The organism is Streptomyces sp. NPDC058246 (assembly GCF_042881985.1).
Taxonomy (GTDB): Bacteria; Actinomycetota; Actinomycetes; order Streptomycetales; family Streptomycetaceae; genus Streptomyces.
In genome coordinates, this window is sequence record NZ_JBHVWZ010000011.1 from 88,859 (window position 1) to 111,538 (window position 22,680).

18 protein-coding genes are annotated in these 22,680 nt (G+C 71.1%); 11 read left to right on the forward strand and 7 right to left on the reverse strand.

All coding sequences use genetic code 11. The features are described 5' to 3' along the window. Positions 1–29 precede the first annotated feature (29 nt). Complete coding sequence (locus ACFVXA_RS18490) at positions 30–2,396, forward strand: SpoIIE family protein phosphatase (RefSeq protein WP_390025627.1); 2,367 nt, start codon at positions 30–32, stop codon at positions 2,394–2,396. A gap of 37 nt (positions 2,397–2,433) precedes the next feature. Further along, a complete protein-coding gene (locus ACFVXA_RS18495; protein WP_362015289.1) occupies positions 2,434–3,885 on the forward strand; it encodes a cytosine permease in 1,452 nt (483 codons plus the stop codon). A 57-nt stretch (positions 3,886–3,942) separates the two neighbouring features. On the opposite strand, the gene ACFVXA_RS18500 is transcribed toward ACFVXA_RS18495, so the two are convergent. From ACFVXA_RS18500 to ACFVXA_RS18520, 5 genes are all read right to left on the reverse strand, one after another. Next, entirely contained in the window at positions 3,943–5,184 is a 1,242-nt protein-coding gene (locus tag ACFVXA_RS18500; RefSeq protein ID WP_389753266.1) for a VWA-like domain-containing protein, read from the reverse strand. Next, positions 5,181–6,455, reverse strand: coding sequence for an AAA family ATPase (locus tag ACFVXA_RS18505; protein ID WP_383904845.1), 1,275 nt, complete (start codon positions 6,453–6,455; stop codon positions 5,181–5,183). Before ACFVXA_RS18505 ends, ACFVXA_RS18500 begins: the two co-directional genes overlap by 4 nt. A gap of 230 nt (positions 6,456–6,685) precedes the next feature. Then, positions 6,686–8,122, reverse strand: coding sequence for a hypothetical protein (locus ACFVXA_RS18510; protein ID WP_390025629.1), 1,437 nt, complete (start codon positions 8,120–8,122; stop codon positions 6,686–6,688). Positions 8,123–8,325: 203 nt separating this feature from the next. Next, on the reverse strand, positions 8,326–9,483 hold the full coding sequence (locus ACFVXA_RS18515; protein WP_362015300.1) for a N(5)-(carboxyethyl)ornithine synthase: 1,158 nt from the start codon (positions 9,481–9,483) through the stop codon (positions 8,326–8,328). 120 nt (positions 9,484–9,603) lie between these two features. Then, a complete protein-coding gene (locus ACFVXA_RS18520) occupies positions 9,604–9,888 on the reverse strand; it encodes a hypothetical protein (RefSeq protein ID WP_389745330.1) in 285 nt (94 codons plus the stop codon). Positions 9,889–10,349: 461 nt separating this feature from the next. On the opposite strand from ACFVXA_RS18520, the gene ACFVXA_RS18525 reads away from it, so the two are divergent. The 5 genes from ACFVXA_RS18525 (at position 10,350) to ACFVXA_RS18545 (ending at position 15,856) form a co-directional block, all read left to right on the forward strand. Then, positions 10,350–11,441, forward strand: a complete 1,092-nt coding sequence (locus tag ACFVXA_RS18525) for a fatty acid desaturase family protein (RefSeq protein ID WP_383744820.1) — start codon at positions 10,350–10,352, stop codon at positions 11,439–11,441. 92 nt (positions 11,442–11,533) lie between these two features. After that, the gene (locus tag ACFVXA_RS18530) at positions 11,534–12,427 is read left to right on the forward strand and encodes a LysR family transcriptional regulator (RefSeq protein WP_383744817.1); all 894 of its coding nucleotides are present in this window, start codon (positions 11,534–11,536) and stop codon (positions 12,425–12,427) included. A gap of 339 nt (positions 12,428–12,766) precedes the next feature. Beyond that, entirely contained in the window at positions 12,767–13,501 is a 735-nt protein-coding gene (locus ACFVXA_RS18535; RefSeq protein WP_390025632.1) for a YoaK family protein, read from the forward strand. Between the two features lie 224 nt (positions 13,502–13,725). Further along, a complete protein-coding gene (locus ACFVXA_RS18540; RefSeq protein WP_384020758.1) occupies positions 13,726–15,090 on the forward strand; it encodes an FAD-dependent oxidoreductase in 1,365 nt (454 codons plus the stop codon). Between the two features lie 136 nt (positions 15,091–15,226). Further along, a complete protein-coding gene (locus ACFVXA_RS18545) occupies positions 15,227–15,856 on the forward strand; it encodes a dihydrofolate reductase family protein (RefSeq protein ID WP_390025634.1) in 630 nt (209 codons plus the stop codon). Positions 15,857–15,875: 19 nt separating this feature from the next. On the opposite strand, the gene ACFVXA_RS18550 is transcribed toward ACFVXA_RS18545, so the two are convergent. After that, positions 15,876–16,514 carry a TetR/AcrR family transcriptional regulator gene (locus ACFVXA_RS18550; protein WP_390025636.1) on the reverse strand — a complete coding sequence of 213 codons (639 nt, stop codon included), beginning with the start codon at positions 16,512–16,514 and terminating at the stop codon, positions 15,876–15,878. Positions 16,515–16,805: 291 nt separating this feature from the next. On the opposite strand from ACFVXA_RS18550, the gene ACFVXA_RS18555 reads away from it, so the two are divergent. Genes ACFVXA_RS18555 through ACFVXA_RS18570 form a run of 4 tightly spaced genes read left to right on the forward strand, consistent with a single transcriptional unit; the run spans position 16,806 to position 21,709 of the window. Then, positions 16,806–17,390, forward strand: a complete 585-nt coding sequence (locus ACFVXA_RS18555) for a (2Fe-2S)-binding protein (RefSeq protein WP_383904829.1) — start codon at positions 16,806–16,808, stop codon at positions 17,388–17,390. Next, positions 17,387–18,379, forward strand: a complete 993-nt coding sequence (locus tag ACFVXA_RS18560; protein WP_390025638.1) for an FAD binding domain-containing protein — start codon at positions 17,387–17,389, stop codon at positions 18,377–18,379. The genes ACFVXA_RS18555 and ACFVXA_RS18560 overlap by 4 nt, the downstream gene beginning before the upstream one ends. Then, positions 18,376–20,499, forward strand: a complete 2,124-nt coding sequence (locus tag ACFVXA_RS18565; RefSeq protein WP_362015327.1) for a xanthine dehydrogenase family protein molybdopterin-binding subunit — start codon at positions 18,376–18,378, stop codon at positions 20,497–20,499. The genes ACFVXA_RS18560 and ACFVXA_RS18565 overlap by 4 nt, the downstream gene beginning before the upstream one ends. After that, on the forward strand, positions 20,492–21,709 hold the full coding sequence (locus ACFVXA_RS18570; RefSeq protein ID WP_390025640.1) for an XdhC family protein: 1,218 nt from the start codon (positions 20,492–20,494) through the stop codon (positions 21,707–21,709). Before ACFVXA_RS18565 ends, ACFVXA_RS18570 begins: the two co-directional genes overlap by 8 nt. Positions 21,710–21,846: 137 nt before the next feature. On the opposite strand, the gene ACFVXA_RS18575 is transcribed toward ACFVXA_RS18570, so the two are convergent. Further along, positions 21,847–22,542 (reverse strand): HAD family hydrolase, encoded by a 696-nt coding sequence (locus ACFVXA_RS18575; protein ID WP_384020749.1) that lies wholly within the window; start codon positions 22,540–22,542, stop codon positions 21,847–21,849. Positions 22,543–22,680: the final 138 nt, after the last annotated feature.

Here is a 22,680-nt window from a genome sequence, read left to right on the forward strand (position 1 = left end):
AGCGGCCCGTTCGGCGTAACGTCGTACTTGTGGACGCCGCTGCTGACGGTCTCGTGTCCCGTGCCGCGCGTGAGCTCAGCCCGAGCGTGGACCGGCTGATCGCTGACGTCGAGCGGTCCCTGCGGCGCCAAGTCCCGGAACTGTGGGAAGACCCGGACATCGCCCGTATGTCATCGGAGAACATCGCCGAGCACATCAGTGCCGCTCTGTTCGGCCTTGAGCGCGGTATCGACCCGAGCCGGATCGAACCGCCCGCCGCGGAAATGGAACGCGCACGCCGGCTGGCCCGGCACGGGACGCCCATCAGCGCGATGCTGCGGGCGCAGCGGCTCGCACAAGCCATCGTTCTGGACCGGCTGTTCGACGTGCTGCCCCGGCTGACGAGCGATGTCGAGCAGATCAGCGCGGTGGCGCGCGAGCTGATCGCGACGGCCACAGGGTACGTGGACCGCACGGCCGAGGCGGGCGTCATGGCGTTCCAGGAGGAGCGGGACCGCCGACTGCAGTGGCGGCTGTCGATGGTGAACGAGACGAGCATGCGCGTCGGGGCCACCTTGGACATCTCCCGGACCGCCCAGGAATTGGCGGACCTCGGCACCGAACACTTCGCCGACTGCGTCACCGTCGACCTGCTCGACTCCGTGCTCCGTGGACACGACGCCCTGGGGGAGGGCCCGTTCGTGCTGCGCCGGCTCGCCCAGCGGTCGGTGGGCGGCGCCCAGCAGTCAGTGGCCCCCGCCCAGCCGTCAGTCGAGGACGACTGCCCGGAATGGACGATTGCGCCGCAGCAGCTCCACACCTATCCGGACGGGACGCCCGCGGCTCGCGCCCTGGCCAGCGGGCAGCCCTCCCGGCACCGCCTCGACGGTACCGGCCGGCCGAGCGGTTCGGCGCCGCATCCCGACCCCGGCCGCGCCTTCGACGGCCATCGCATCCACTCGACGCTGGTGGTGCCGCTGCGCGCCCGTGGCACCACCCTGGGCGTCGCGCAGTTCTTCCGTCACCGCGGCTCGGACCTCTTCGACGACGAGGATCTGCTTCTCGCCCAGGAGATCGCCGCGAGGGCGGCGGTGGCCGTCGACAACGCCCGCCGCTACACGCACGCACGCGCCACCGCCCTCACCCTGCAGCGCAGTCTGCTCCCGCGCCGTCTGCCGGAGCAGTCCGCCGTGGAGGTCGCCTGGCGCTACCTGCCCGCCGGCGCCCAGGTCGGCGTGGGCGGCGACTGGTACGACGTCATCCCGCTGTCCGGAGCCCGGGTCGCCCTCGTCGTGGGAGACGTGGTCGGCCACGGCATCCACGCCGCCGCCACCATGGGCCGACTGCGGACCGCCGTACGCACCCTGGCCGACATCGACCTGCCGCCCGACGAACTCCTCACGCACCTGGACGACGTCGTCATCCGCCTCGCCGCCGAAGCCTCCAGCGATCCCGCCGGGTACTCCTCCACCATCACGGACACGGGTGCCTCGGCCGTCACGGATACGGGCGGCGCCTCAGCCGTCACGGATACGGCCGCCCCTGCCGCCCCTGCCGCCCCGGACGTCGAAGCCGTCGACCCCGTCGACCTCTCCAGCGATCCGGACGCCGAAGCCGAAGGGGACATCGGCGCCACATGCCTGTACGCCGTCTACGATCCCGTCTCCCGCCGCTGCACCTTCGCCCGCGCGGGGCACGTACTGCCCGCCGTGATGACCCCGGACGGCGCCGTCGACATCCTCGACCTGCCCCCGGGACCGCCGTTGGGCCTGGGGGGTCTGCCTTTCGAAGCGGCGGAGTTCGAACTGCCCGAAGGCAGTCTCATCGCGCTCTACACCGACGGCCTGATCGAAGCCCACGACCACGACGTCGAGGCGGGCCTCACTCTGCTCCGCAAAGCCCTCACCCAGTCGGCTCCCTCTCTGGAGGCCACCTGCGACACCGTGCTCAAGGCCCTGCTGCCCGCCCGTCCGGACGACGACGTCGCCCTGCTCGTGGCGCGCACCCACGCCCTCGGGGCCCGCCAGGTCGTCACCTGGGACCTGGACGCCGACCCCATCGCCGTCTCCGAGGCCCGGGCACGTGTCTCCCGGCAACTGAGCACCTGGGGACTGGAAGACCTGGACTTCACCACCGAACTCGTGGTCAGCGAGCTGGTCACCAACGCCATCCGCTACGGCCGGCCCCCCATCCGGTTGCGCCTGATCCACGACCGCGCCCTGATCTGCGAGGTTTCCGACGCCAGCGGCACCACCCCACACTTGCGCCGGGCCCGCCTCCTCGACGAGGGCGGACGCGGCCTGCTCCTGGTCGCCCAACTCGCCGAGCGCTGGGGCACACGCCACGCCCGCCACGGCAAGACGGTCTGGGCCGAGCTGAACGAGTCCGCCGGGTTCCCGGCACTGGCCGCCGTGTAGCCCTGGGCACATGGCGAACCCCCTCAAGGAGGCGCTTGTGACCACGACATCACAGCCACGAGTATCGGGTCTGGAAATCCGCTCCATCGACTACGTCCCCCTGGACGAGCGGCACGGAAAGCTGTGGCACCTGGGGCCTCTGTGGTTCATGTCCAACGCGCAGATCGCCACCCTCGCGGTCGGGCTGATCAGCATCACCGAGGGCGGCAACCTCGTCTGGTCGCTGATCGCGATCGCCACGGGGACCATCCTCGGCACGTTCTTCATGGCCTTCCACTCCGCGCAGGGCCCGCAACTGGGACTGCCGCAGATGATTCAGTCACGGCCGCAGTTCGGCTATGTCGGAGCCCTGCTGGTGTGGCTGTTCGCGTATGTGCAGTACGCCGGATTCAACGTCTTCAACACGATCCTGGCCGGCGAAGCCCTGCACACCACCGTCCACGGCGGCGTCAAGCTGTGGGTCGTCGTGGTCACGCTCATCGCGTTCGTCATCGCGCTGGTGGGCTACGACGTCATCCACCGGGCCGAGCGGGTCCTCACCTACGCCTTCCTGGTCATCTTCGGGATCTTCACCGTGGGTGTACTGGTCACCCTGCACTATCCCGCCGGCTCCTTCGACCTCGGCGGTTTCCAGTGGACGCCGTTCCTCGCACAGTTCGGCGTGGTCGCCGGTTACCAGATCAGCTGGGCCATCTACGTCTCGGACTACTCCCGCTACCTCCCTCCGGACGTGACCGTCCGCAAGACGTTCTACTGGACGTACTTCGGCTCGGCACTCGGCGGTATCTGGCTGATGACGCTCGGGGCGCTGCTCGCCGCATGGGCGGGCCAGGACTTCGAGACGGTCCGCTCGATCAACCTCGCGGGTGACAAGGTCTTCAGCGGGTTCGGCGCGATCGTGCTGCTGTTCGCCGCGCTGGGTCTGATCTCGGTGACCGCGCTGAACATGTACGGCGGGTCCCTCACCCTGATCAGCGCGATCGACTCGTTCAAGAGAGTGCGGCCGACCCTGGCCGTACGGCTGGTGACGATCGGCCTCACCGCGGCGCTCTCCGTGCTGGGTGCGCTGGCCGCCACCGCCCACTTCCTGGAGAACTTCAACAACTTCCTGCTGCTGGTGCTCTACCTGTTCATCCCGTGGACCGCGGTCAACCTCATGGACTACTACGTGGTGCGCCGCGGCCACTACGCGGTCGCCGAGATCTTCAATCCGCACGGAATCTACGGCCGTTGGGGCTGGCACGGCATCATCGCGTACGTGATCGGCTTCGCCGTCATGGTGCCGTTCTTCTCCGTCGGCACGCTCTATGTCGGACCTGCCGCTCGTGCGCTCGGTGGCGCGGACATCTCCTTGTTCATCGGGCTGCCCGTCGCCGCGGCGCTCTACTGGCTGCTCACCAGGTCGATCGACGTCGATGCCGAGGCACGCCTCGCCGAGGCGGAGGCCGCGGCGCTGGAGTCGGCGGCGCACGAGCACCGGGAGCCGTGACCTTCCCGGCGCCGCGGCGCGAGGCCTGTCCGAGTCCGGTTCAGCCGGTGGCCCGTCCTACTCGATGACCACCACGCGTGCCCAGTCGGGCGGCGAGTCCGGCACGTAGTCGGGATCGTCCTCGTCCGACGACTCGTCCGCGTGCCGCCGAGGAAACAGACCCACCACCGTCCGGCACGGTGGCCGCGTGTCCGGCCACGGCGTTTGCCCGTCGGTCAGGACCACGATGACATCGGGGCCCGGCCGCGCCCGGAGCGCCTTGGCGAAGCCGGTACGCAGATCTGTCCCCCCGCCGCCCACCAGCGGAATTCCCTCGGCGCGGCACAGCGGGTGCGCGATCGGGGCCGCCGCGTCGCACGGCACCACGGTGACGAGGTCGCGACGGCCGCCCACGGCGCGGGAGATCGCGGTGACTTCGAGGAGCGCGCTGCCCAGTTCGGTGTCGCTGACCGATCCTGAGGTGTCGATGACCACGGAGACCCGGGGTGGCCTGCGCCGCAGGCTCGGCAGCACGACGCCGGGCACCCCGGCCGAGCGCCGCGACGGCCGGCCGTAGGTGTAGTCCTCGCCCGCACCGGGGCCACAGGCCGCCGAGCGGACCGCGGCACCCAGCAACTCCCGCCAGGGCTGCGGCGGATGGAACGCCTCCTCCGCCCATCGCTGCCACCCCTGCGGGGCGTGCCCCGGACGGGCGGAGATGCCCTGCGCCACTCGGAACCGGACCGCGTCCCGCTCCCGCTCGCTGAGGCCGTGCGCGCCGTCCGGGCCCAGCTCCCACTCCCGCTCCATTCCGTCGGCGCCGCTGCCGCAGTCCAGCCAGATCATGGTCTGGGTACGCGGGCCGAGCCGGAACTGGCGCAGATAGTCCTCCATCAGCTCCCCCTCGGACAGCAGCAAGGACGCCGGCCGGACAGCGCCTTCGGGCCGGAGCAACCCGTCACCGAACACGTCGTCGTTGATCTCGAGGTCGGCGGCGATGTTCATCCGCAGCCGTTCTCCCGGGCCGGTCAGCCCGCGCTCCCGCGCGACCCGGTCGCTGCGCCCGTGGTGGTCGCGCAGCAGGTGGGACACCTCGTGCACCCAGACTCCGGCCAGTTCCTCCACCGGCGTCCGGTCCACGAACGCCGGCGAGACGTAGCACCGCCAGTACCGGTCGACGGCCATCGTCGGTACCCGCCGCGATTCCACGGTGTGCAGGGCGAACAGCGCGGTCGCCAAGTAGGGCCGCACCCGGGCGGCGTGCAGCCGGGCGGCGAAGAGCTTGTCGAGGTCCAGTGTTCCCGGCGCGTCCTGGGTCATCGGCGGCCCTGTGCGGTGAGCCCGGCCCGGGCCGCCGCGCGGTTCGCCGCCTGGTCCGCTCGCCGGGACAGGGACACCACTCCGGCGAGCTGCTCGATCGACGCCGGAACGTCCCAGTCCTCCTGACGCAGCGTGGCGAGTGTGGTCGCGGGGACGACCACCAGGTCCGGGGCTCCGGTCTCCACCGCTGTGACCAGGAGCGCCCATGCCGCGTCCCAGCGGGTCTTCTCCGGGCGATTGCGCACCGCGTCCACGACACCCTCGAGCACGGCTTGGCGCAGGTCACCCCGCTCGGGCAGGGTGGCGCCCGCCGGGTCGGCGAGCAGCACCTCGGGATCCGGGAGGTCCATCCGGTCCAGGCACGCCAGCAGCTCCAGCCCCGGGCCGTCCCCCACGGTGCCCCTGACCAGCAGGGAGAGCACCTCCCGGGAGGAGCCCGCCGCGGTCGCGAAGGCGATCAGGCACAGGGCCATCTCCCAGCTCCGGGGTGACGGCCAGGGGCCGCCCCGGCGCGTTTCGTTGCTGGGTAGCTGGTGGACGAGTTTGGGGCGGCGGGTGAGGAGCCCGCACACCGCGCGGCGGGCGAAGTCCACGGCCTCCGGCAACTTCTTCTGGTCGAGCCGTGGCAGCGTTGCGCGGGGCCAGGTACCGCCGAGGCCGCGCACCACGACATCGTGGTCATGGGTCCACCGAAGATGCACGAACCGGTTGGCCAGCGGCGGGCTCAGCTCCCAGCCGTCAGCCGCCGAGGAACGCGGATTGGCGGCAGCCACGATCCGTACACCGGGCGGCAGTCGCAGGGCGCCGATGCGCCGCTCGAGCACGAGGCGGAGCAGGGCGGCCTGAACGGCTGGTGGCGCGGTGGACAGTTCGTCGAGGAACAGCAGTCCGCGGCCGGCCCGTACCAGTCGTACCGCCCAGTCCGGCGGGGCCATCGGGACGCCGTGTTCCGCGGGATCGTCTCCGACGACCGGCAGCCCCGAGAAGTCGGACGGCTCGTGGACACTGGCGATCACTGTGGTCAGCGGGAGGTCCAGGGCCGCGGCCAGCTGTGTCAGGGCGGCGGTCTTGCCGATCCCCGGTTCACCCCACAGGAGTACGGGGAGGTCGGCGGCGACGGCCAGCGTCAGGGCCTCCAGTTGTGTGTCGGGGCGCGGTTCGGTGGTGGCGTCGCGCAGCAGGGTCAACAACTCGCCGGCGACGTCGAGTTGGGAGGCGGCAGCCGGGTCGGAAGAGGCGTCGGTGGCAGCGAACGGGGTGCATGTGGGCATGTGTGATCACCTGTGGGTTCGTGGTGGGGCGAACAAGGGTGCGAGACGGAGGTCCCCGGCTCAGCCAGGGCGTGGTGCGGGTGCGAGACGGAGGTCCCCGGCGTCAGCCAGGAGTGGTGCGGGTGCGTGCGGAGGGTCCCCGAGTGAGCCAGGGCGTGGTGCGGGTCAATACAGCTAGGCCGTGGAGCGGGTGCGGGTGCGGGTGCCTGTGCGAAACGAGGGTCCCCGGGTCAGCGAGAGGTCTTGTGGCGCGGGTGTGAGCGGCGGCCACGGGGACGGGCGCGATCCGGGTGGACATGGACGCGGCCAGGCGCGGGATCGAGCATGTCTGCCCTGAACAGTCCGTACTTGATCCGCCGTTGCGCGGCCGCCTCCAGTTCGTCCCGCAACGCGCCGCCGCGCAGCAGGGCGTCGGGTCCCAGCAGGCCCTCGACGACGGCCAGCGCACCGGCGATGTCGCCGTGGACCAGGCGTTCGCGGACGCCGTCGAGGCAGTCCGGACGACGGTGCGCCTCGTCGATGGCCTGGAGGCAGGGCAGCGGAACACCGGTCAGTGCGACCAGCAGTTCCTCCCGCCGGATCTCGGCCGGGTCGTGGTCGAGCGGGGCCAACACCCCGTCGACGAGGCCGATCCGGTGCTGGGCTCCCCGACACTCCACGAGGCGTGTTCGTCCTGCCCGGTCCGGGACCCGAGGCCTGTCGGTCGGCGCGTGGTCCGGTACGAGTGCCGAGGCGACCAGCGGGTGCAGGCGATCGGCCTCGATGGAACCGGTACGGAGCAGCTCCAGGTCGGGGAGCACCCAGGTCGCCGCGTCGGGCAGCACCGGCAGCGCGGTGGGGCCGTGCTCCCTGGACGCCGGCGCGATGCGGAAGAGGGGCGGCTCGGCGCCGTCCGCGTCCGCGGTCACTTCGAGGAGCAGCCGATGTCGGGCCCCGAAGCGCACGACGACGGTACCGGTGGCCCGCCCCTCGGCGTGGAGCAGAATCCCGGCCTCGGCCGCCCATCGGTCAACGGCGCAGGGGCGCCCTTGCCGGACCGTCCCCAACTGGTCTGGGCCGGCTGGGACTTGGTCCGGCGCAGGCCGGGCGGCGGCGGACAGCCGGTCGGCACCGGACCGGATCCGCAGCTCGTCGGTCCTGCGCGCGTCCCACAGGTGGCGGTGCAGGTCGAGGCGGAACCGACGGCTGGGGTGGGGATGGGGATGGGGATGGGGAGGACCGGGGAAGCCGGCCCCGGAATGGGATCCGTCCCACAGCGTCAGGTTGATGCGCTGACCGGCATCCGCCCAAGCCGGTGGAGTCCGGACCACGAGGTGCAGGCGGCACGCGCCGTTGGGCCCCGCGGTCTCGTACCGTGCCAGAGCGATGGTCAGGCCTGGGCGCAGCAGTCCGTCAGGAGCGATCCTCGGCATGTGCCAGCGCAGCAGGTCGGGTGCCAGAAGGCGGAGGTCGGCCCGGACGTGGGCCGCGAGTTCCCGGCCATGGGTACGTGCCAGAGAACGTAGGTTGAGATCGACATCGATGCCCGCGGCGGCGCATGCCCCAGCCCAGTCGCCGACATGGCGGCGAGCGGTCGCGGTCTCGATCATGGAGGGCGGCACGGCGAACTCGCGCACGCGCGGCCAGAAGGAAGGGCGGGAATCCCTGTTCGCGATCTGAGTGAGCATCAGCACTCACCTTGCGCGGACGGGGCCCCCAATCTGTCACTCGATTGAGTCGTCATCGCGGCGATCATAGCGTCCCTCAACTCCGGCTGCCAGGTGCGGTCCACGTCTTCCGCGCCGCCGACCGCCGCGCGTCGGCGCCGCGGACCGCCCCGAGACGGCGCCGCCGCCGCTCGGTCCGGCGCCCGGCGGGGCGCCGGACTCGGTCAGGCGGACGCCGGCGGCTCGGGGGTGTGGGGATAGGCGGCTGTCCGGTGCTGGAAGGAGAGGATCTTCGGGTTCTGGACGACGCCGTCACGGATCTCGATGGCGTTCTTGACGGTGGTGTCGGCGTCCCACGCCGCCGGGCCACTCATGACCTTGCGCAGGTAGGGGAGGAGTGCCTCGCTGATCTCCCATGTGGCCGAGTTCCACAGATGGGACGGGCTGTGGTCCACCGCGTAGTAGTGACAGCCCGGCCCGACCGTGGGCATCGGGTCGCTGAAGGAGGTCGGACGGGCCCAGGCGAAGCCCATGCCCTCGTCGCAGGAGACGTCGATGAAGAAGGTTCCCGGCCGGAACAAGGAGAGTTCCTCGTCGGTGACGAAGACGAGCGGCGCGTCGGTGTCCTGCCGGATGCAGTTGACGATGATGTCGAATCCGGCCAGGTACTCCGCGAACGGGACGGGGCCCGCCGCGGTGAGGGCCCGCAGGCGCGACGGATCGTCTTCCTCCTCCTCGAAGTGGCCCATCACGACCGACGGCATCGGCGACGCCACGGCCGCCGCGGCACGTTGGGTGAGCACCGTGACGTCGGAGACCCCCATGGCGCCCAGGCCCGTGACCGCTCCGCGCGCCGTGGCGCCGAAGCTGATGACCACCGCGCGCAGACGGCGCCCGTAACTGCCGGTGAGCCCGCCGAGCTGCAGGGCGTGCAACACCGAGCAGTACCCGGCGAGTTCGTTGTTCTTGTGGAACACATGGACGCTGAAGGCGCCCGTGGAGGTCCAGTGGTTCATGGCCTCCCAGGCGACGAGCGTCAGCCGTCGGTCGATGGCGATCTGGGTCATCTTCTCGTCCTGCACACAGTGCGGCCATCCCCAGAGCACTTGGCCCTCGCGCAGTTCGGCGATGTCCTCGTGCATCGGCTTCGGCAGCAACAGGACCTCGCACTCCGCGAGGAGTTGCGCGCGGGAGCGCAGGCCCGCGACGAACGGTCGCAGTGCGGCGTCGCCGACGCCGAACCGTTCGCCGTAGCCCTCTTCGAGGAAGATCCGCTCGCGGACGTCCGGGGCGATCCGGTGGAGGTGGCCGGGGTGCAACGGCAGCCGGAACTCGTTCTCCTTGTGGGAGGAGGCGAGCACTCCCAGACTCATCAGACTCATGCGCTTCTGTCTCTTTTCAGTTTTGTCGTACGTGTCGTCGGCGCAGAGGTCTGCGCCGACGATGTCGCGCCATGCGTCGGGGCGGCGTCGGCCGCCGGACGCCCGATCCGGGTAGCCGGGTCAGGAGCGGTCGGCGGCCTGGTGTCTGCGCATCCGTTCGTCCAGCGGAAGGGGCGTCTCGTCCAGACCCGTGGGTGAGCCGCTCGCCAGCCGGGCGCATGTCCCGCGGCAGGCGAGCAGTTGCGCGTCGTCGCGGTGGGACACCACCATCACGTCGGCGTCCGGGGCGTTCCGGTAGTCGGTGCCGCAGATGAGGCAGGCCAGACCGGAGATCATCTCGGGGGTCGGTTCGGGGCGGCCACCGCCGCTGCGGCGGCGGCCGGAGATCGCGTCCTGTGAATACATGCGTTCCACGTCCTCTTGATCGATCCAGGGTGCGCGCGCTGCCGAATACGTCGGAAACGCCTCGGGAAGGCGCGGAAACACCTCAGGAAGAGTCGGAAGCACCTCAGGGGACTGGGGAAATCCGCTACCGCGGGGCGCGGGGACGGGATGCGGTACGGCAACCGTACTCCCGTCCGGACCTCGCAGCTTGCAGCAACCGTGCTCGCAGCCGCGGTCACACACCGCCAATGGGATACCGAGGGAGAGACCGTGGGAGACCGGGGGAGAGGCAGGGAACGTTCCCACTGACCCGCTCGTTGGAGCCACAGGTTGTAGTTGAGGTTTGCGAACGTGGAAGCGCCCGCGGAGTTCCCGCGCGGACGCTTCGCTCCTTTCGGGGTCATCTTCGACGGCGAATGACCAGCAGCCCGCAGCGCACGAGCGTGCGATCAGCACGGCCTGTGCACTCCGAAAGGAAGACTGTGACCACTGACATCATCACGGGCGCCGATCCGGCGGATCACGCCGAGACGACGAATCCCCCGCCCGGCGGTGGCCGGGGCAGCGACTACGCAGCGCTGTCCCGCGCGGTGAAGCGGAGCGGGCTGCTGGCGAGGCGACCCGGCTACTACTCCGTGAAGGTCGGGGCGAACCTGCTCCTGCTGGTTGCCGGATGGGCCGCGTTCGCCCTGCTCGGGCCGTCCTGGTGGCAGCTGCTGACCGCCGCCTTCCTCGCGGTGATGTTCACCCAGACCGCGTTCCTCGGGCACGACGCCGGCCACCAGCAGATCGCGGCCACCAAGCGCGTCAACAACCTGCTGGGCCGCTTGCACGGCAACCTGCTGGTCGGTCTCAGCTACGGCTGGTGGATCTCCAAGCACACTCGGCACCACGCCCACCCCAACCACGTCGACCGCGACCCCGACATCGCCAACGGCGCGATCACCTTCACCCTGGACGACACCCGCTCCCGCCGCGGACCGTACGCCTGGCTGACGCGTCACCAGGCCTGGCTGTTCTTCCCCATGCTGCTCCTGGAAGGACTCAATCTGCACGTCGCGGGCGTGCAGGCGCTGTTCGACCGCACCGGTTCTCCTGCGTCGCGGACGACCAGACTGGTCGAGGGGGGCCTGCTGGCGGCGCATCTCGGCGGCTATCTCGCCGCCGTGTTCTGGGTGCTGTCTCCCGTCCAGGCCGTGTGCTTCCTCGTCGTGCATCAAGGGTTGTTCGGGCTGTACATGGGGTGCTCGTTCGCCCCCAATCACAAGGGCATGCCCATATTCGCCAAGGACGACAAGATCGATTTCCTACGGCGGCAGGTGCTGACGTCGCGCAACATCCGAGGTCGCCGCTTCACCGACTTCGCGTTGGGCGGGCTGAACTACCAGATCGAACACCATCTGTTCCCCTCCATGCCGCGGCCCAGCCTGCGCCATGCCCAAGAACTCGTCCGCACCTTCTGCGCCCGGCACGGCATCGCCTACTACGAGACCGGGCTCGTCCGCTCCTACGGCCAAGTGCTGCGGCACCTGCACGAGGTCGGCGGTCCGCTGCGGCCCGAACTGGAGTACTGACCACCCGCTTGCCTCGGGAGCCCGACGGCCGACCGGGGTGACAATAGATCGGTCCAGCATGTGCTCCTCGCCTGAATCGATCGGTACGAGAGATGGATCTGCGCCATCTGAAGTACTTCCTCGCCGTCGCCGAGACCCGCAACTTCACCCAGGCCGCCGCGAGCTGCTACGTCGCCCAGTCCGCGCTCAGCCAGCAGATCGCCCGGCTGGAGAAGGACGTCGGAACCGCGCTGTTCAGCCGCACCAGCCGCGCGGTGCGTCTGACGGCCGCCGGTGAACTGCTCGAACCGCTGGCCCGGCGCATCCTGGCCGATGTCGACAACGCACAGGCCGCCCTCGACGACCTGGCGGGACTGCGCCGGGGGCGACTGCGGCTGGGACTGGTCCAGACGCTCGCCGGTGCGATCGACATGGTCGAGGTGATGGCCGAGTACCACGCCCTTCACCCCGGCATCGACTTCCACTTGGTCAACGGGCCGAGCTCCGAGATGGCCGCCGCCGTTCTCTCCGGCGGCCTGGACGTCGCCGTGGTGGGCCTTGCGTCGCCGCAGGTGCCGGGGGGCCTCGATCACCTGGTCCTCGGCCGTGATCCTCTCGTGGTGATCGTGCCGTCGGATCACGCCCTGGCGGACCGCGAGGTGATCGACCTCGCCGAGCTGCCGCAGAGTCACCAGCTCATCCAGTTCACGGAGGGCACCGGACTGCGCCGCCAGGTCGAGGCCGCCTTCGCGCGCGCCGGCGTGGAACCGGGCCGGCACTTCGAGGTGGGCCAGCTGCACGACATGATCAGGCTGGCCGCGCGCGGAGTCGGCGTCACCGTCGTGCCGCGCTGGGCCGTCCGCGGGGTCGGACTCGGTGTTCTGCCCGCCCGCGCCCGGGTGCTGCGCCTGGCGGACGAGGCCGCGGTGCACCACGTATCGGTGGTCTACGACAGCAAGCGTCTGGCCCCCGCCGCCGCCGCGTTCCTCGACATCGTCGGGCGGTAGCCCAGGACCGATCGTCATGACCGTTCGCTGAGCTCGTCGATCGCTATGAGCGATCGCTGAGCTCAGATCCATATGTTGGACAGAACGCCGAGACGGCCGGAGGCTGTAGGAGAAGGCCGGGACACAGCGGCGACTGCCGGGACGTGCCTGGCCGGCGCCGGGACCCAAGCCGGCGACCGCCGGGAGGCAACTCGGCGACTGCCGGGACACGCCGGCGACAGTCGGAAGGCAACCACGACCGCCGGGGCACGCGGCGACAGTCGGAAGGCAACCGGCGACGCCGGAACAACTCCGCTCCCCGGGCCTCGCGAATCGTGAATCGTGAATCGGAGTACCGCCATGTTCGTCGCACTGCAGGACGCCTGGACCACCGTGGTCCCCGACAGGAGGGACCGGCACGGCCCGCTCCCGCCGTTGCTGCTCGCGCTGACGGTGGTGACCGGCCTGGTGGACGCCTTCAGCTATCTGCTGCTGGGGCACGTATTCGTCGCCAACATGACCGGCAACGTCGTCTTCTCCGGATTCGCCATCGCCGGCGCGGCCGGATTCTCGCTGGCGGCCTCGCTCGCGGCACTCGGCGCGTTCGCCGTCGGGGCCCTGCTGGGCGGCCGCATCGCCCACCGGGCTCGCGCGCACCGCGGGCGGGTCCTGCATCTGGCGCTCGTCCTCGAGACCGTCCTCGTCCTGGCGTCCTACGTCGTCGCCCAGACCGCCGCCGCCCCCTACGCCGGCGTCGTCCGGTATGCGCTGATCGCCTTCCTCGGACTCGGACTGGGTGTCCAGAACGCCGCCTCGCGTGCGTTGGCCGTACCCGACCTGACCACGACCGTACTGACGCTCACGATCACCGGTATCGCGTCCGACAGCCGCGCCGCCGGGGGCAACGGCGGTAAGCCCGGACGACGCGTGCTGTCCGTCGCGGCGATGTTCCTCGGGGCTCTCGTCGGCGCCGTCACCGTCCTGCACGGCAGCCCCGCTCTGCCGCTGCTGTTCGCCGGCGTACTCCTCGTGGCGGCCACCGCGGCCGCGTTCGCGATGACCCGCTCCGACGGCAGCTGGACCGCTCCGCTGTGAGCAAGGTGGCCGAGGCGAACACCGAGGGCCTGGCCTCCTTCGTCGCGCGCCGCTGACGCGCGCAGGCCGACGACGGGCGGGGCCCGCCACCTCATAAGGCAGGGTCAGTTACCCCATAAGGCAGCCTTATGAGGTCATAGATCCACCCTGGCTACTAACTTAGGCTTGCCTTAGCTTAGGCTTCCCGGCGAGTACGCCTGTCACCGCTCGAAGGGAACCTGATCATGCCTCGCCCCCTGCGGGTAGCCATTGTCGGAGCCGGCCCCGCCGGGATCTACGCCGCCGACGCGTTGCTGAAGTCCGTGGCGGCGGTCGAGCCGGGTGTGTCGATCGACCTCTTCGAGCGGATGCCGGCCCCCTTCGGGCTGATCCGTTACGGCGTCGCCCCCGACCATCCCCGGATCAAGGGCATCGTCACGGCCCTGCACCAGGTGCTCGACAAGCCGCAGATCCGTCTCTTCGGCAACGTCGACTACCCGCGGGACATCAACCTCGACGACCTGCGCGCCTTCTACGACGCGGTGGTCTTCTCCACGGGTGCGACGGCCGACCGGGCCCTCGACATACCCGGCATCGACCTCGACGGCTCGTACGGCGCCGCGGACTTCGTCTCCTGGTACGACGGGCACCCCGACGTGCCGCGCACCTGGCCGCTCAAGGCGGAGAAGGTCGCCGTCCTCGGCGTCGGCAATGTCGCCCTCGACGTCGCGCGCATCCTCGCCAAGACGGCGCAGGAGCTGCTGCCGACCGAGATCCCGCCGAACGTGCACGACGGCCTCCAGGCCAACAAGGCCCTGGAAGTCCACGTCTTCGGCCGCCGGGGCCCGGCACAGGCCAAGTTCAGCCCCATGGAGCTGCGCGAGCTGGACCACTCCCCGAACATCGAGGTCATCGTCGACCCCGAGGACATCGACTACGACGAGGGCTCGATCGCCACCCGGCGGGGCAACAAGCAGGCCGACATGGTCGCCAAGACCCTGGAGAACTGGGCCATCCGCGACGTCGGCGACCGCCCCCACAAGCTGTTCCTGCACTTCTTCGAGTCGCCCTCGGAGATCCTCGGCGAGGACGGCGAGGTCGTCGGCCTGCGCACCGAGCGCACCGCCCTCGACGGCACCGGCAACGTCAAGGGCACCGGCACGTTCAAGGACTGGGACGTCACGGCGGTCTACCGTGCCGTGGGCTACCTCTCCGACGAACTGCCCAAGCTGCCCTGGGACGTCGAGTCGGGCACGGTCCCGGACGAGGGCGGCCGGGTGATCGAGGAGAACGGCGCTCACCTGCAGTCGACGTACGTCACCGGCTGGATCCGGCGCGGCCCCGTGGGTCTGATCGGTCACACCAAGGGCGACGCCAACGAGACGGTCGCCAACCTCCTGGACGACCACGCGAACGGCCGGCTGCACACCCCCGCCTCGCCCGCCCCCGAGGCCGTGGACGCCTTCCTCGCCGAGCGGGACGTCCGCTTCACCACGTGGGAGGGCTGGCACCGGCTGGACGCCGCCGAGAAGGCGCTGGGCGAACCGCAGGGCCGCGCGCGCGTGAAGATCGTCGAGCGCGAGGAGATGCTCGACGCCAGCGGCGCGTAGCCGGGCCCACTCCTCCCGGAAGCGGGGCCGTGCGGCCCAGGGTGTATCGCGGAATTTCCGGGAGGAGTGTCGATTCCGGGTCGTCCTGTTCGACGCATGGTTGAGAACAGGGACAACGACCCCAAGGAGCACGGCCATGCCCAAGCTGCGCGTACACAACCTCACCGTCTCGCTGGACGGTTTCGCCGCCGGTCCCCGTCAGCGTCTGGAGTACCCACTCGGCGAGGGCTTCGAGAGCATGCACGAGTGGATGTTCGCCGCGATGCGGGATCGCGCCGACGGCAAGGGCGGGATCGACGTCGAGTACGTCGAGCGCAGTGAGGAGAACATCGGCGCCACCATCATGGGCCGCAACATGTTCGGGCCCCTGCGCGGACCGTGGCAGGACGAGTCCTGGAAGGGCTGGTGGGGCGACAACCCGCCGTACCACAACGACGTGTTCGTGCACACGCACCACCCGCGGCCCTCGCTGACCATGGACGGCGGGACCACGTTCCACTTCACCGACGAGCCTGTCGAGACGGTGCTGGGGCGGGCGTTCGAGGCCGCCGCGGGCCAGGACGTCCGCATCGGCGGAGGTGCGGCCACCGTGCAGCAGTATCTGCGCGCCGGGCTGATCGACGAGCTGCACCTGGCCGTAGTCCCGCAGCTCCTCGGCAGCGGTGAGCGCCTCTTCGACCAGCTGGGGGACGGGGTCGAGGGCTACCGGGTCGCCGAACTGGTCGGCTCGCCCTCCGTCGCGCACGCCCGGCTGGTGCGTCGCTGAGAGCCCCGGCCCGGGGGACTCAGTACTCGTCCCGGGCGGGACCCTTCCGTGTCCCGCCCGACGTGGGCGCGCCCTCCCGGCCCGACGCGGGCGCCTCGCTCCGGTCCGGTCCGGGTGCGCCCGCGCGCAGCCCGTCCATCACGAGGTCCAGCAGCCGCGCGGCGCGCGGCTGCCAGTCGCCATGCGGATCGAGTTGCCAGAGCCCCGCGATGGCGAGCATGAAGTCGTCCTGGGTCACCCCGGGGCGGATCGTGCCCGCCTCCTCGTTCGCCTGGAGGAGGAGCGTGACCGCCGCGCGCACCGATCCGTGCCCCAGCCTTGTCAGGGTGCCGCGCGTGACGGTGGACGAGCGCAACGCGTCGGCGAGACCGGCCTTGGCCATGCCGTACTGGGCGAGCCGGTCCATCCACTCCCGCAGCGCCCGGTCCGGCGTGCGGGTCCGGAGCAGCTGGGCCGCCGTGTCGGCGAGTCGCTGCACCTCGTGGCGGTAGACCTCCAGGACAAGCGCCTCACGGTTGGGGAAGTTGCGGTAGAACGTGCCCTGCCCGACACCCGCCTTCTTCGCGATCACGCTGAGCGGGGCGTCCGCCGAGTTCGTCAGCTCGACCAGTGCCACTTCGAGGATGCGCTCGCGATTCCGTTGCGCGTCCGAGCGCATCGGTGCGTCCTTCTCGGGGCCCACTCGTCCTCCCTCCGGAACCACGGCCCAGCCGCCCTTGCTAAGCGGACACCTGTCCGCTAGGTTTCATTGATAGCGGACAGGTGTCCGCTTAGAGTTCACTTTAGTGGCAGTCCCGCTCAGTGTGCAGGGCCGGCACCGATCGCCGACCGGCATTCTCGCGCACCGGGCAGCTTTACAAGCCGCGACGGTCTCCCCGTCTGCATCGACATGTGTCTCTACCTCTACATCGACTTCGACGCGCACCGCGAACGCGAAAGAAGGCTGATCATGGCCCCATCGACGTCCAGCGCCATCACTTTGAACATCAACGGCGAGAAGTACACGTTGCCCGTCGACCACCGCACCACCCTGCTCGACGCGCTGCGTGAGCGACTCGATATGACCGGCACCAAGAAGGGCTGTGACCAGGGGCAATGCGGCGCCTGTACGGTGCTGCTGGACGGCCGCAGGGCGGTGTCCTGTCTGCAACTCGCGGTCGCCGCCGAGGGGCGCGCGATCACCACCATCGAAGGGGTCGCCGACGGTGAGCGGCTGCACCCGGTGCAGCAGGCCTTCCTCGACCTCGACGGCTACCAGTGCGGCTACTGCACGCCCGGGCAGATCTGTTCGGCTCTCGGCGTCATCGAGGAGCACGCGCAGGGCTGGCCGAGCGCCGTGACCGCCGATGTCCGGCCCGAGGCGGGCGCTCCACCGCTCACCCCCGAGGAGATCCGTGAGCGGATGAGCGGCAACCTGTGCCGCTGCGGCGCCTATGTGTCCATAGTCCAGGCGGTGGCGCGCGCCGCCGAGGCCCAGGCGACCGAGGCCGGGGCCATCGACTCCGTGGCCGACACCAAGGAGGCTGCGGCATGAGGGAATTCGGCTACGAACGCGTTCTCGACGTCTCCGGCGCGGTCGCCCTGCTCGGCGACGACCCCGAAGCGCGCTTCCTCGGCGGCGGCACCAACCTCGTCGACCTGATGAAGGCCGGCGTGGAACGGTCGACCAGGCTCATCGACGTACGCGAACTACCCCTCGATCGCGTCGAGTTCACTCCGGACGGCGGTCTTCGTATCGGCGCGACCGTCACCAACAGCGATCTCGCCGCGCACCCCGAAGTACGGCGCCATTACCCGGCGTTGGCGCAGGCGGTGCTGGCCGGAGCCTCGGGACAGCTGCGCAACATGGCCACGGTCGGCGGCAATCTGCTCCAGCGCACCCGCTGCGCCTACTTCACCGATCTGACCAAGCCCTGCAACAAGCGTGCGCCCGGCAGCGGTTGTCCCGCCATCGAGGGCGAGCACCACAACCACGCCATCCTCGGGGCCTCCGAGCACTGCGTGGCCACTCACCCCTCCGACATGGCGGTCGCGCTCACCGCGTTCGACGCGATCGTGTCGTACGAAACGGTCGACGGGCCGGGCGAGTTGGCGCTCACCGACTTCTATCTCCCGGTGGGCGACACCCCGCACCGGGAGACCGCGCTGCCGCCCGGTGCGCTGATCACCGGCGTCACGCTGCCGCCGGCTCCGGTCGCCGCCCGCTCCCGGTACCGCAAGGTGCGCGAGCGTGCCTCGTACGCGTTCGCGATCGGCTCGATCGCCGCCGCGCTCGACGTCCAGGACGGAGTCGTACGCGAAGTGCGGCTCGCCTTCGGGGCGGTGGCGTCCCGGCCGTGGCGGGCCCGGGAGGCCGAGCGGGTGGTGACCGGGGGACCGGCGGCCGCCGAGGCGTTCGCCGCCGCCGCGGACGCCGAACTGGCGGCGGCGAATCCGCTGCCCCACAACGCCTACAAGGTGACGTTGATGCGCAACCTCGTCGTCGCCGAGCTGACCCGACTCGCCGAGGAGGCCGCCCGATGACCACGACCACCGGAACCACCGCGGTGACGAGGGCCGTCGGCACCGCGCGCACCCGCGTGGAGGGCCTCGCCAAGGTCACCGGCGCGGCTCGCTACGCGGGAGAGGTCCCCCACCCCGAACTCGCCCACGGCTGGCTGGTGTTGTCCACCGTGGCCCGCGGCCGGATCCGCTCGGTGCAGGACGCCCCCGTGCTGGGCATGCCCGGCGTTCTCACCGTCCTGCACCACGGCAACGCCCCGCGCCTCGAGGGGAATTACACCAACCCGCTCGGACAGCCCGACCCCGCTCTTCAGCTCTTCCAGCTCGACCGGATCCCGTACGTCGGCTGGCCGGTCGCGCTGGTCGTCGCGGAAACACCGGAGCAGGCCAGGGAAGCGGCCGAAGCGCTCGTGGTCGAGTACGACGCCGAGCCGCACGACGTCGCGTTCTTCGCCGGACGCCCCGGGATGTACACACCCGAGGGCGCGGACGCGCGCAAGGGCGACCTGGAGGCAGAACTCGCGGCGTCCGCGGTCGTCGTGGACGCCGAGTACACCACGCCGGAAGAGCACCACAGCCCGATGGAGCCGCACGCGGCGACGGCGCGCTGGGACGGCGGCCGGCTCGAGGTCATCGACTCCAACCAGGGCAGCAAGTTCGTGGCGGACGAGCTCGCGAAGCTGTTCTCGCTCGACCCGGAGTCGGTGCGCGTGCGCTCCGAACACGTCGGTGGCGGCTTCGGATCCAAGGCGACCCGTCCGCCCGCCGTCCTCGCGGCGATGGCGGCGACCGTCCTGCACCGCCCGGTCAGGGTCGTACTGACCCGCCGTCAGATGTTCTCGCTCGTCGGCTACCGAAGCCCCACCGCACAGCGCGTCCGGCTCGGCGCCGACGCCGACGGGCGGCTGCGCGCGCTCGACCACCGCGCGGACTGCCTGACCTCGACCGTCTTCGAGTTCGTCGAGCGCAGCGCCGACTTCGGGCGGCCGGTGTACGACGCGGACGCGCACCACACCGTCACCCGTGCCGTACGGCTCGACGTGCCGACGCCGACCTGGATGCGCGCCCCTGGGGAGGCACCGGGTTCGTTCGCGCTGGAGTCGGCGCTCGACGAACTCGCCGAGAAGTGCGGCATCGACCCGATCGAGCTGCGCCTGCGCAACGAACCGACCGTGGGACCCCTGTCCGGACTGCCGTTCACCAGCCGCAACCTCCGTGCCTGCTTCGACGAGGGCGCCCGCAGGTTCGGCTGGGCGGACCGCGATCCGCGGCCCGGCCTGCGCCGTGACGGGCGCTGGCTGCTCGGCACCGGCGTGGCCGCGGCCGCGTTCCCCACGCTGTCCGCTCCCTCCACGGCGGCCGTGACGGCGGAGGCGGACGGCACGTTCACCGTGCGGGTCACCGCCATGGACATCGGCACCGGCGCGCGGACGGCGCTGACCCAGGTCGCCGCCGACGCGCTGGAGGTGGCGCCGGAGCGCATCCGGATGCGGATCGCGGACAGCGACTTCGGTGCGGCGATGATCGCCGGCGGCTCGATGGGCACCCGCTCCTGGAGCTGGGCGATCATCGTCGCGGCGCGCGAACTGCGGGAGCGGCTGGTCCCGGGAAGCGCCATTCCGCCCGAGGGGATCACCGTACGCTCGGACACCTCCGCGGCCGTCGGCGCGCTGGCGCAGAAGGAACGGCACACATTCGGTGCACAGTTCGCCGAGGTCGCCGTGGACGTCACCACCGGTGAGGTACGCGTCCGGCGCATGCTCGGCATCTTCGCCGCCGGCCGGATCGTCAACCCGCTCACCGCGCGCGGCCAGTTCGTCGGCGGCATGATCTGGGGGCTCTCCATGGCCCTGCACGAGGAGGCGGTCAGGGACCAGGCCTCCGGTGGCCACGTCGGCGCCGACCTCGCGAACTACCACTTCGCCGCGCACGCCGACGTACCCGCCATCGAGGCGGACTGGGTCGACGACCCCGATCCGGACGACCCGGTCGGGATCAAGGGCATCGGCGAGATCGGTGTCGTGGGCGCCGCGGCGGCCGTCGCCAACGCGGTCTGGCACGCGACCGGCGTACGTCAACGCACCCTGCCGATCCGGCCCGATCGCGTCCTGCGGGCCGCGGAGGGAGCCCGGGGTGCTTGACATCGCCGACGAGCTCCACCGGTGGGTCGAGGAGGGCCGGGACTTCGCCGTCGCCACGGTCGTGGCCGTCGGCGGCAGCGCGCCGCGCGGTCCCGGCGCCGCCCTCGCCGTCGACAGTGACGGCACGGCCATCGGCTCGGTCTCCGGCGGCTGCGTGGAAGGTGCCGTGTACGACCTGTGCGTCCAGGCGCTCCAGGACGGCACCACGGTCCGCGAACGCTTCGGGTACAGCGACGAGGACGCCTTCGCGGTGGGGCTGACCTGCGGCGGGGTGATCGAGGTGCTGGTCACGCCGGTACGTGCGGCCTCCCCCACACGCGGCGACGTGCCCGTGTTCGCGGCATGGCTGGCTGCCGCCGCCCAGGGCGAGACAGTTGCTCTCGCCCGGGTGGCCCGGGGCCCGGCCGAGCTGCTGGGCAGAGCGCTGCTGGTTCACGGCGACGGGTCGTACACGACGTACGAGGGGAGCCTCGACGGCTCGTACGACGGCGACGGCTCGTACGACGGTGCTCTCGGCGACAGTGGTCCGGAGCTGGACCGGACCGCCGCCGCCGAGGCCCGCGCGATGCTGGACGTCGGCCGCACCGGCACCGTCGAGATCTCCGAGGACGGATCGCACTGCCCGGGCGGCGTGACGCTGTTCGTCGAATCGAGCGTGCCGCCGCCCCGGATGATCGTCTTCGGGGCCGTGGACTTCGCGGCGGCGCTGGTGCGGGCGGGCAAGTTCCTCGGCTATCACGTGACCGTGTGCGACGCCCGCCCCGTCTTCGCCACGCGCGCCCGCTTCCCCGACGCCGACGACCTCGTGGTCGACTGGCCGGACCGCTATCTGCGGGGTACCGGGACCGATCACCGCACGGTCCTGTGCGTGCTCACGCACGACGCCAAGTTCGACGTTCCCCTCCTGGAGACGGCGCTGCGCCTGCCGGTCGCGTTCGTCGGCGCGATGGGCTCCCGCCGCACCCACGAGGACCGCAACCGCCGACTGCGCGAAGTCGGCGTCACGGAGCGGGAGCTGGCGCGCCTCAGGTCCCCGATCGGCCTCGATCTGGGTGCCCGTACGCCCGAGGAGACGGCCCTGTCGATCGCCGCCGAGATCGTCGCGGCCGGGCGAGGCGGGACGGGCGTTCCGCTCACCGGCGCGCGGACGCCGATCCACCACGACCGGGACCACGAGAGGGTGACGGTGTCGGCGACCGCGGCCGGATGACCACCCGACGGGGCGGAGGGGAGCGGCCGGGCGGAGGGGAGCGGCCGGGCCGGGCCGGGAAGATCGTGCTCCGGGTGTCGTGAACGAGGGGGCGTGGTGAGCCGGGGGCGTGAGCCGGTGGTCGGCGGTGCGGAGGTTCAGGACGCCGGAGCCGAGCCCGCGAGCCATGCGTAGGCGGACTGCGCCGTGAACTCGGCCTGGCCGCCGCGCAGCAGCAGCCCGGCCGTCGCGAAGGCCGCGTCGTCGGCCTGCGCGGCGACGTACGGGATGGCGATGCAGCGCATCCCGGCCGCGTGCGCGGCGGCGGCGCCCGGTGCTGCGTCCTCCAGGACCACGCAGTCCGCCGGGGCGGCCCCCAGCCGGCGGGCCGCCTCCAGGAAGACGTCGGGGGCGGGCTTGCCGTGTGCCACCTCGTCCGCCGAGACGACGGTCCTCAGGTGGGTGGAGAGCCCCGTACCCGCGAGGATCGCCTCGATGGCCTCCGGCGAGGAACCCGAGGCCACGGCCATCGGGACGCCCTCGGCGGCCAGCAGCTCCACGAACTTCCGCATCTCCGGATACACGGGCGTGGCGGCGCGGGCCAGTTCCAGATAGCGGCGGTTGGTGTCGGCGAGCAGGCTGTCGAGCGGTACGGCCAGGCCGTACCGCTCCTTCAGGAGCGCGAGCGTCTCCTGGGTGCTGATGCCGACGTACCCCTCGTGGTCGGACCAGGTGAAGTCCGTGATGCCCTGCTCGGCGAGCGTCTGCCGTCCCGCCTCGAAGTAGTTGGGCTCGCTGTCCACCAGCGTTCCGTCGAGATCGAAGATGACCGCGATGCCGCCGAGAGTGCTCATGGGGTCAAGGATGCCAAGGAGCGCTCGCTCGATGCACCGACGGTCAGCTCTACGCGGTGCGGTTTCCCGATGCGTCTTCGGCGCGGCGTGGTTTCCCGAAGCGTCTTCGGCGCGGTGCGCGTTCCCGAAGCGTCTCCC

Bases quoted from the DNA above. Each gene is read 5' to 3' on its own strand.
- ACFVXA_RS18555 (WP_383904829.1), top strand. From the start codon at position 16,806: ATGGCCCCATCGACGTCCAGCGCCATCACTTTGAACATCAACGGCGAG.
- ACFVXA_RS18535 (WP_390025632.1), top strand. From the start codon at position 12,767: ATGTTCGTCGCACTGCAGGACGCCTGGACCACCGTGGTCCCCGACAGG.
- ACFVXA_RS18545 (WP_390025634.1), top strand. From the start codon at position 15,227: ATGCCCAAGCTGCGCGTACACAACCTCACCGTCTCGCTGGACGGTTTC.
- ACFVXA_RS18550 (WP_390025636.1), bottom strand. From the start codon at position 16,514: ATGCGCTCGGACGCGCAACGGAATCGCGAGCGCATCCTCGAAGTGGCA.
- ACFVXA_RS18575 (WP_384020749.1), bottom strand. From the start codon at position 22,542: ATGAGCACTCTCGGCGGCATCGCGGTCATCTTCGATCTCGACGGAACG.
- ACFVXA_RS18565 (WP_362015327.1), top strand. From the start codon at position 18,376: ATGACCACGACCACCGGAACCACCGCGGTGACGAGGGCCGTCGGCACC.
- ACFVXA_RS18560 (WP_390025638.1), top strand. From the start codon at position 17,387: ATGAGGGAATTCGGCTACGAACGCGTTCTCGACGTCTCCGGCGCGGTC.
- ACFVXA_RS18530 (WP_383744817.1), top strand. From the start codon at position 11,534: ATGGATCTGCGCCATCTGAAGTACTTCCTCGCCGTCGCCGAGACCCGC.
- ACFVXA_RS18515 (WP_362015300.1), bottom strand. From the start codon at position 9,483: ATGAGTCTGATGAGTCTGGGAGTGCTCGCCTCCTCCCACAAGGAGAAC.
- ACFVXA_RS18520 (WP_389745330.1), bottom strand. From the start codon at position 9,888: ATGTATTCACAGGACGCGATCTCCGGCCGCCGCCGCAGCGGCGGTGGC.
- ACFVXA_RS18540 (WP_384020758.1), top strand. From the start codon at position 13,726: ATGCCTCGCCCCCTGCGGGTAGCCATTGTCGGAGCCGGCCCCGCCGGG.
- ACFVXA_RS18510 (WP_390025629.1), bottom strand. From the start codon at position 8,122: ATGCTCACTCAGATCGCGAACAGGGATTCCCGCCCTTCCTTCTGGCCG.
- ACFVXA_RS18500 (WP_389753266.1), bottom strand. From the start codon at position 5,184: ATGACCCAGGACGCGCCGGGAACACTGGACCTCGACAAGCTCTTCGCC.
- ACFVXA_RS18505 (WP_383904845.1), bottom strand. From the start codon at position 6,455: ATGCCCACATGCACCCCGTTCGCTGCCACCGACGCCTCTTCCGACCCG.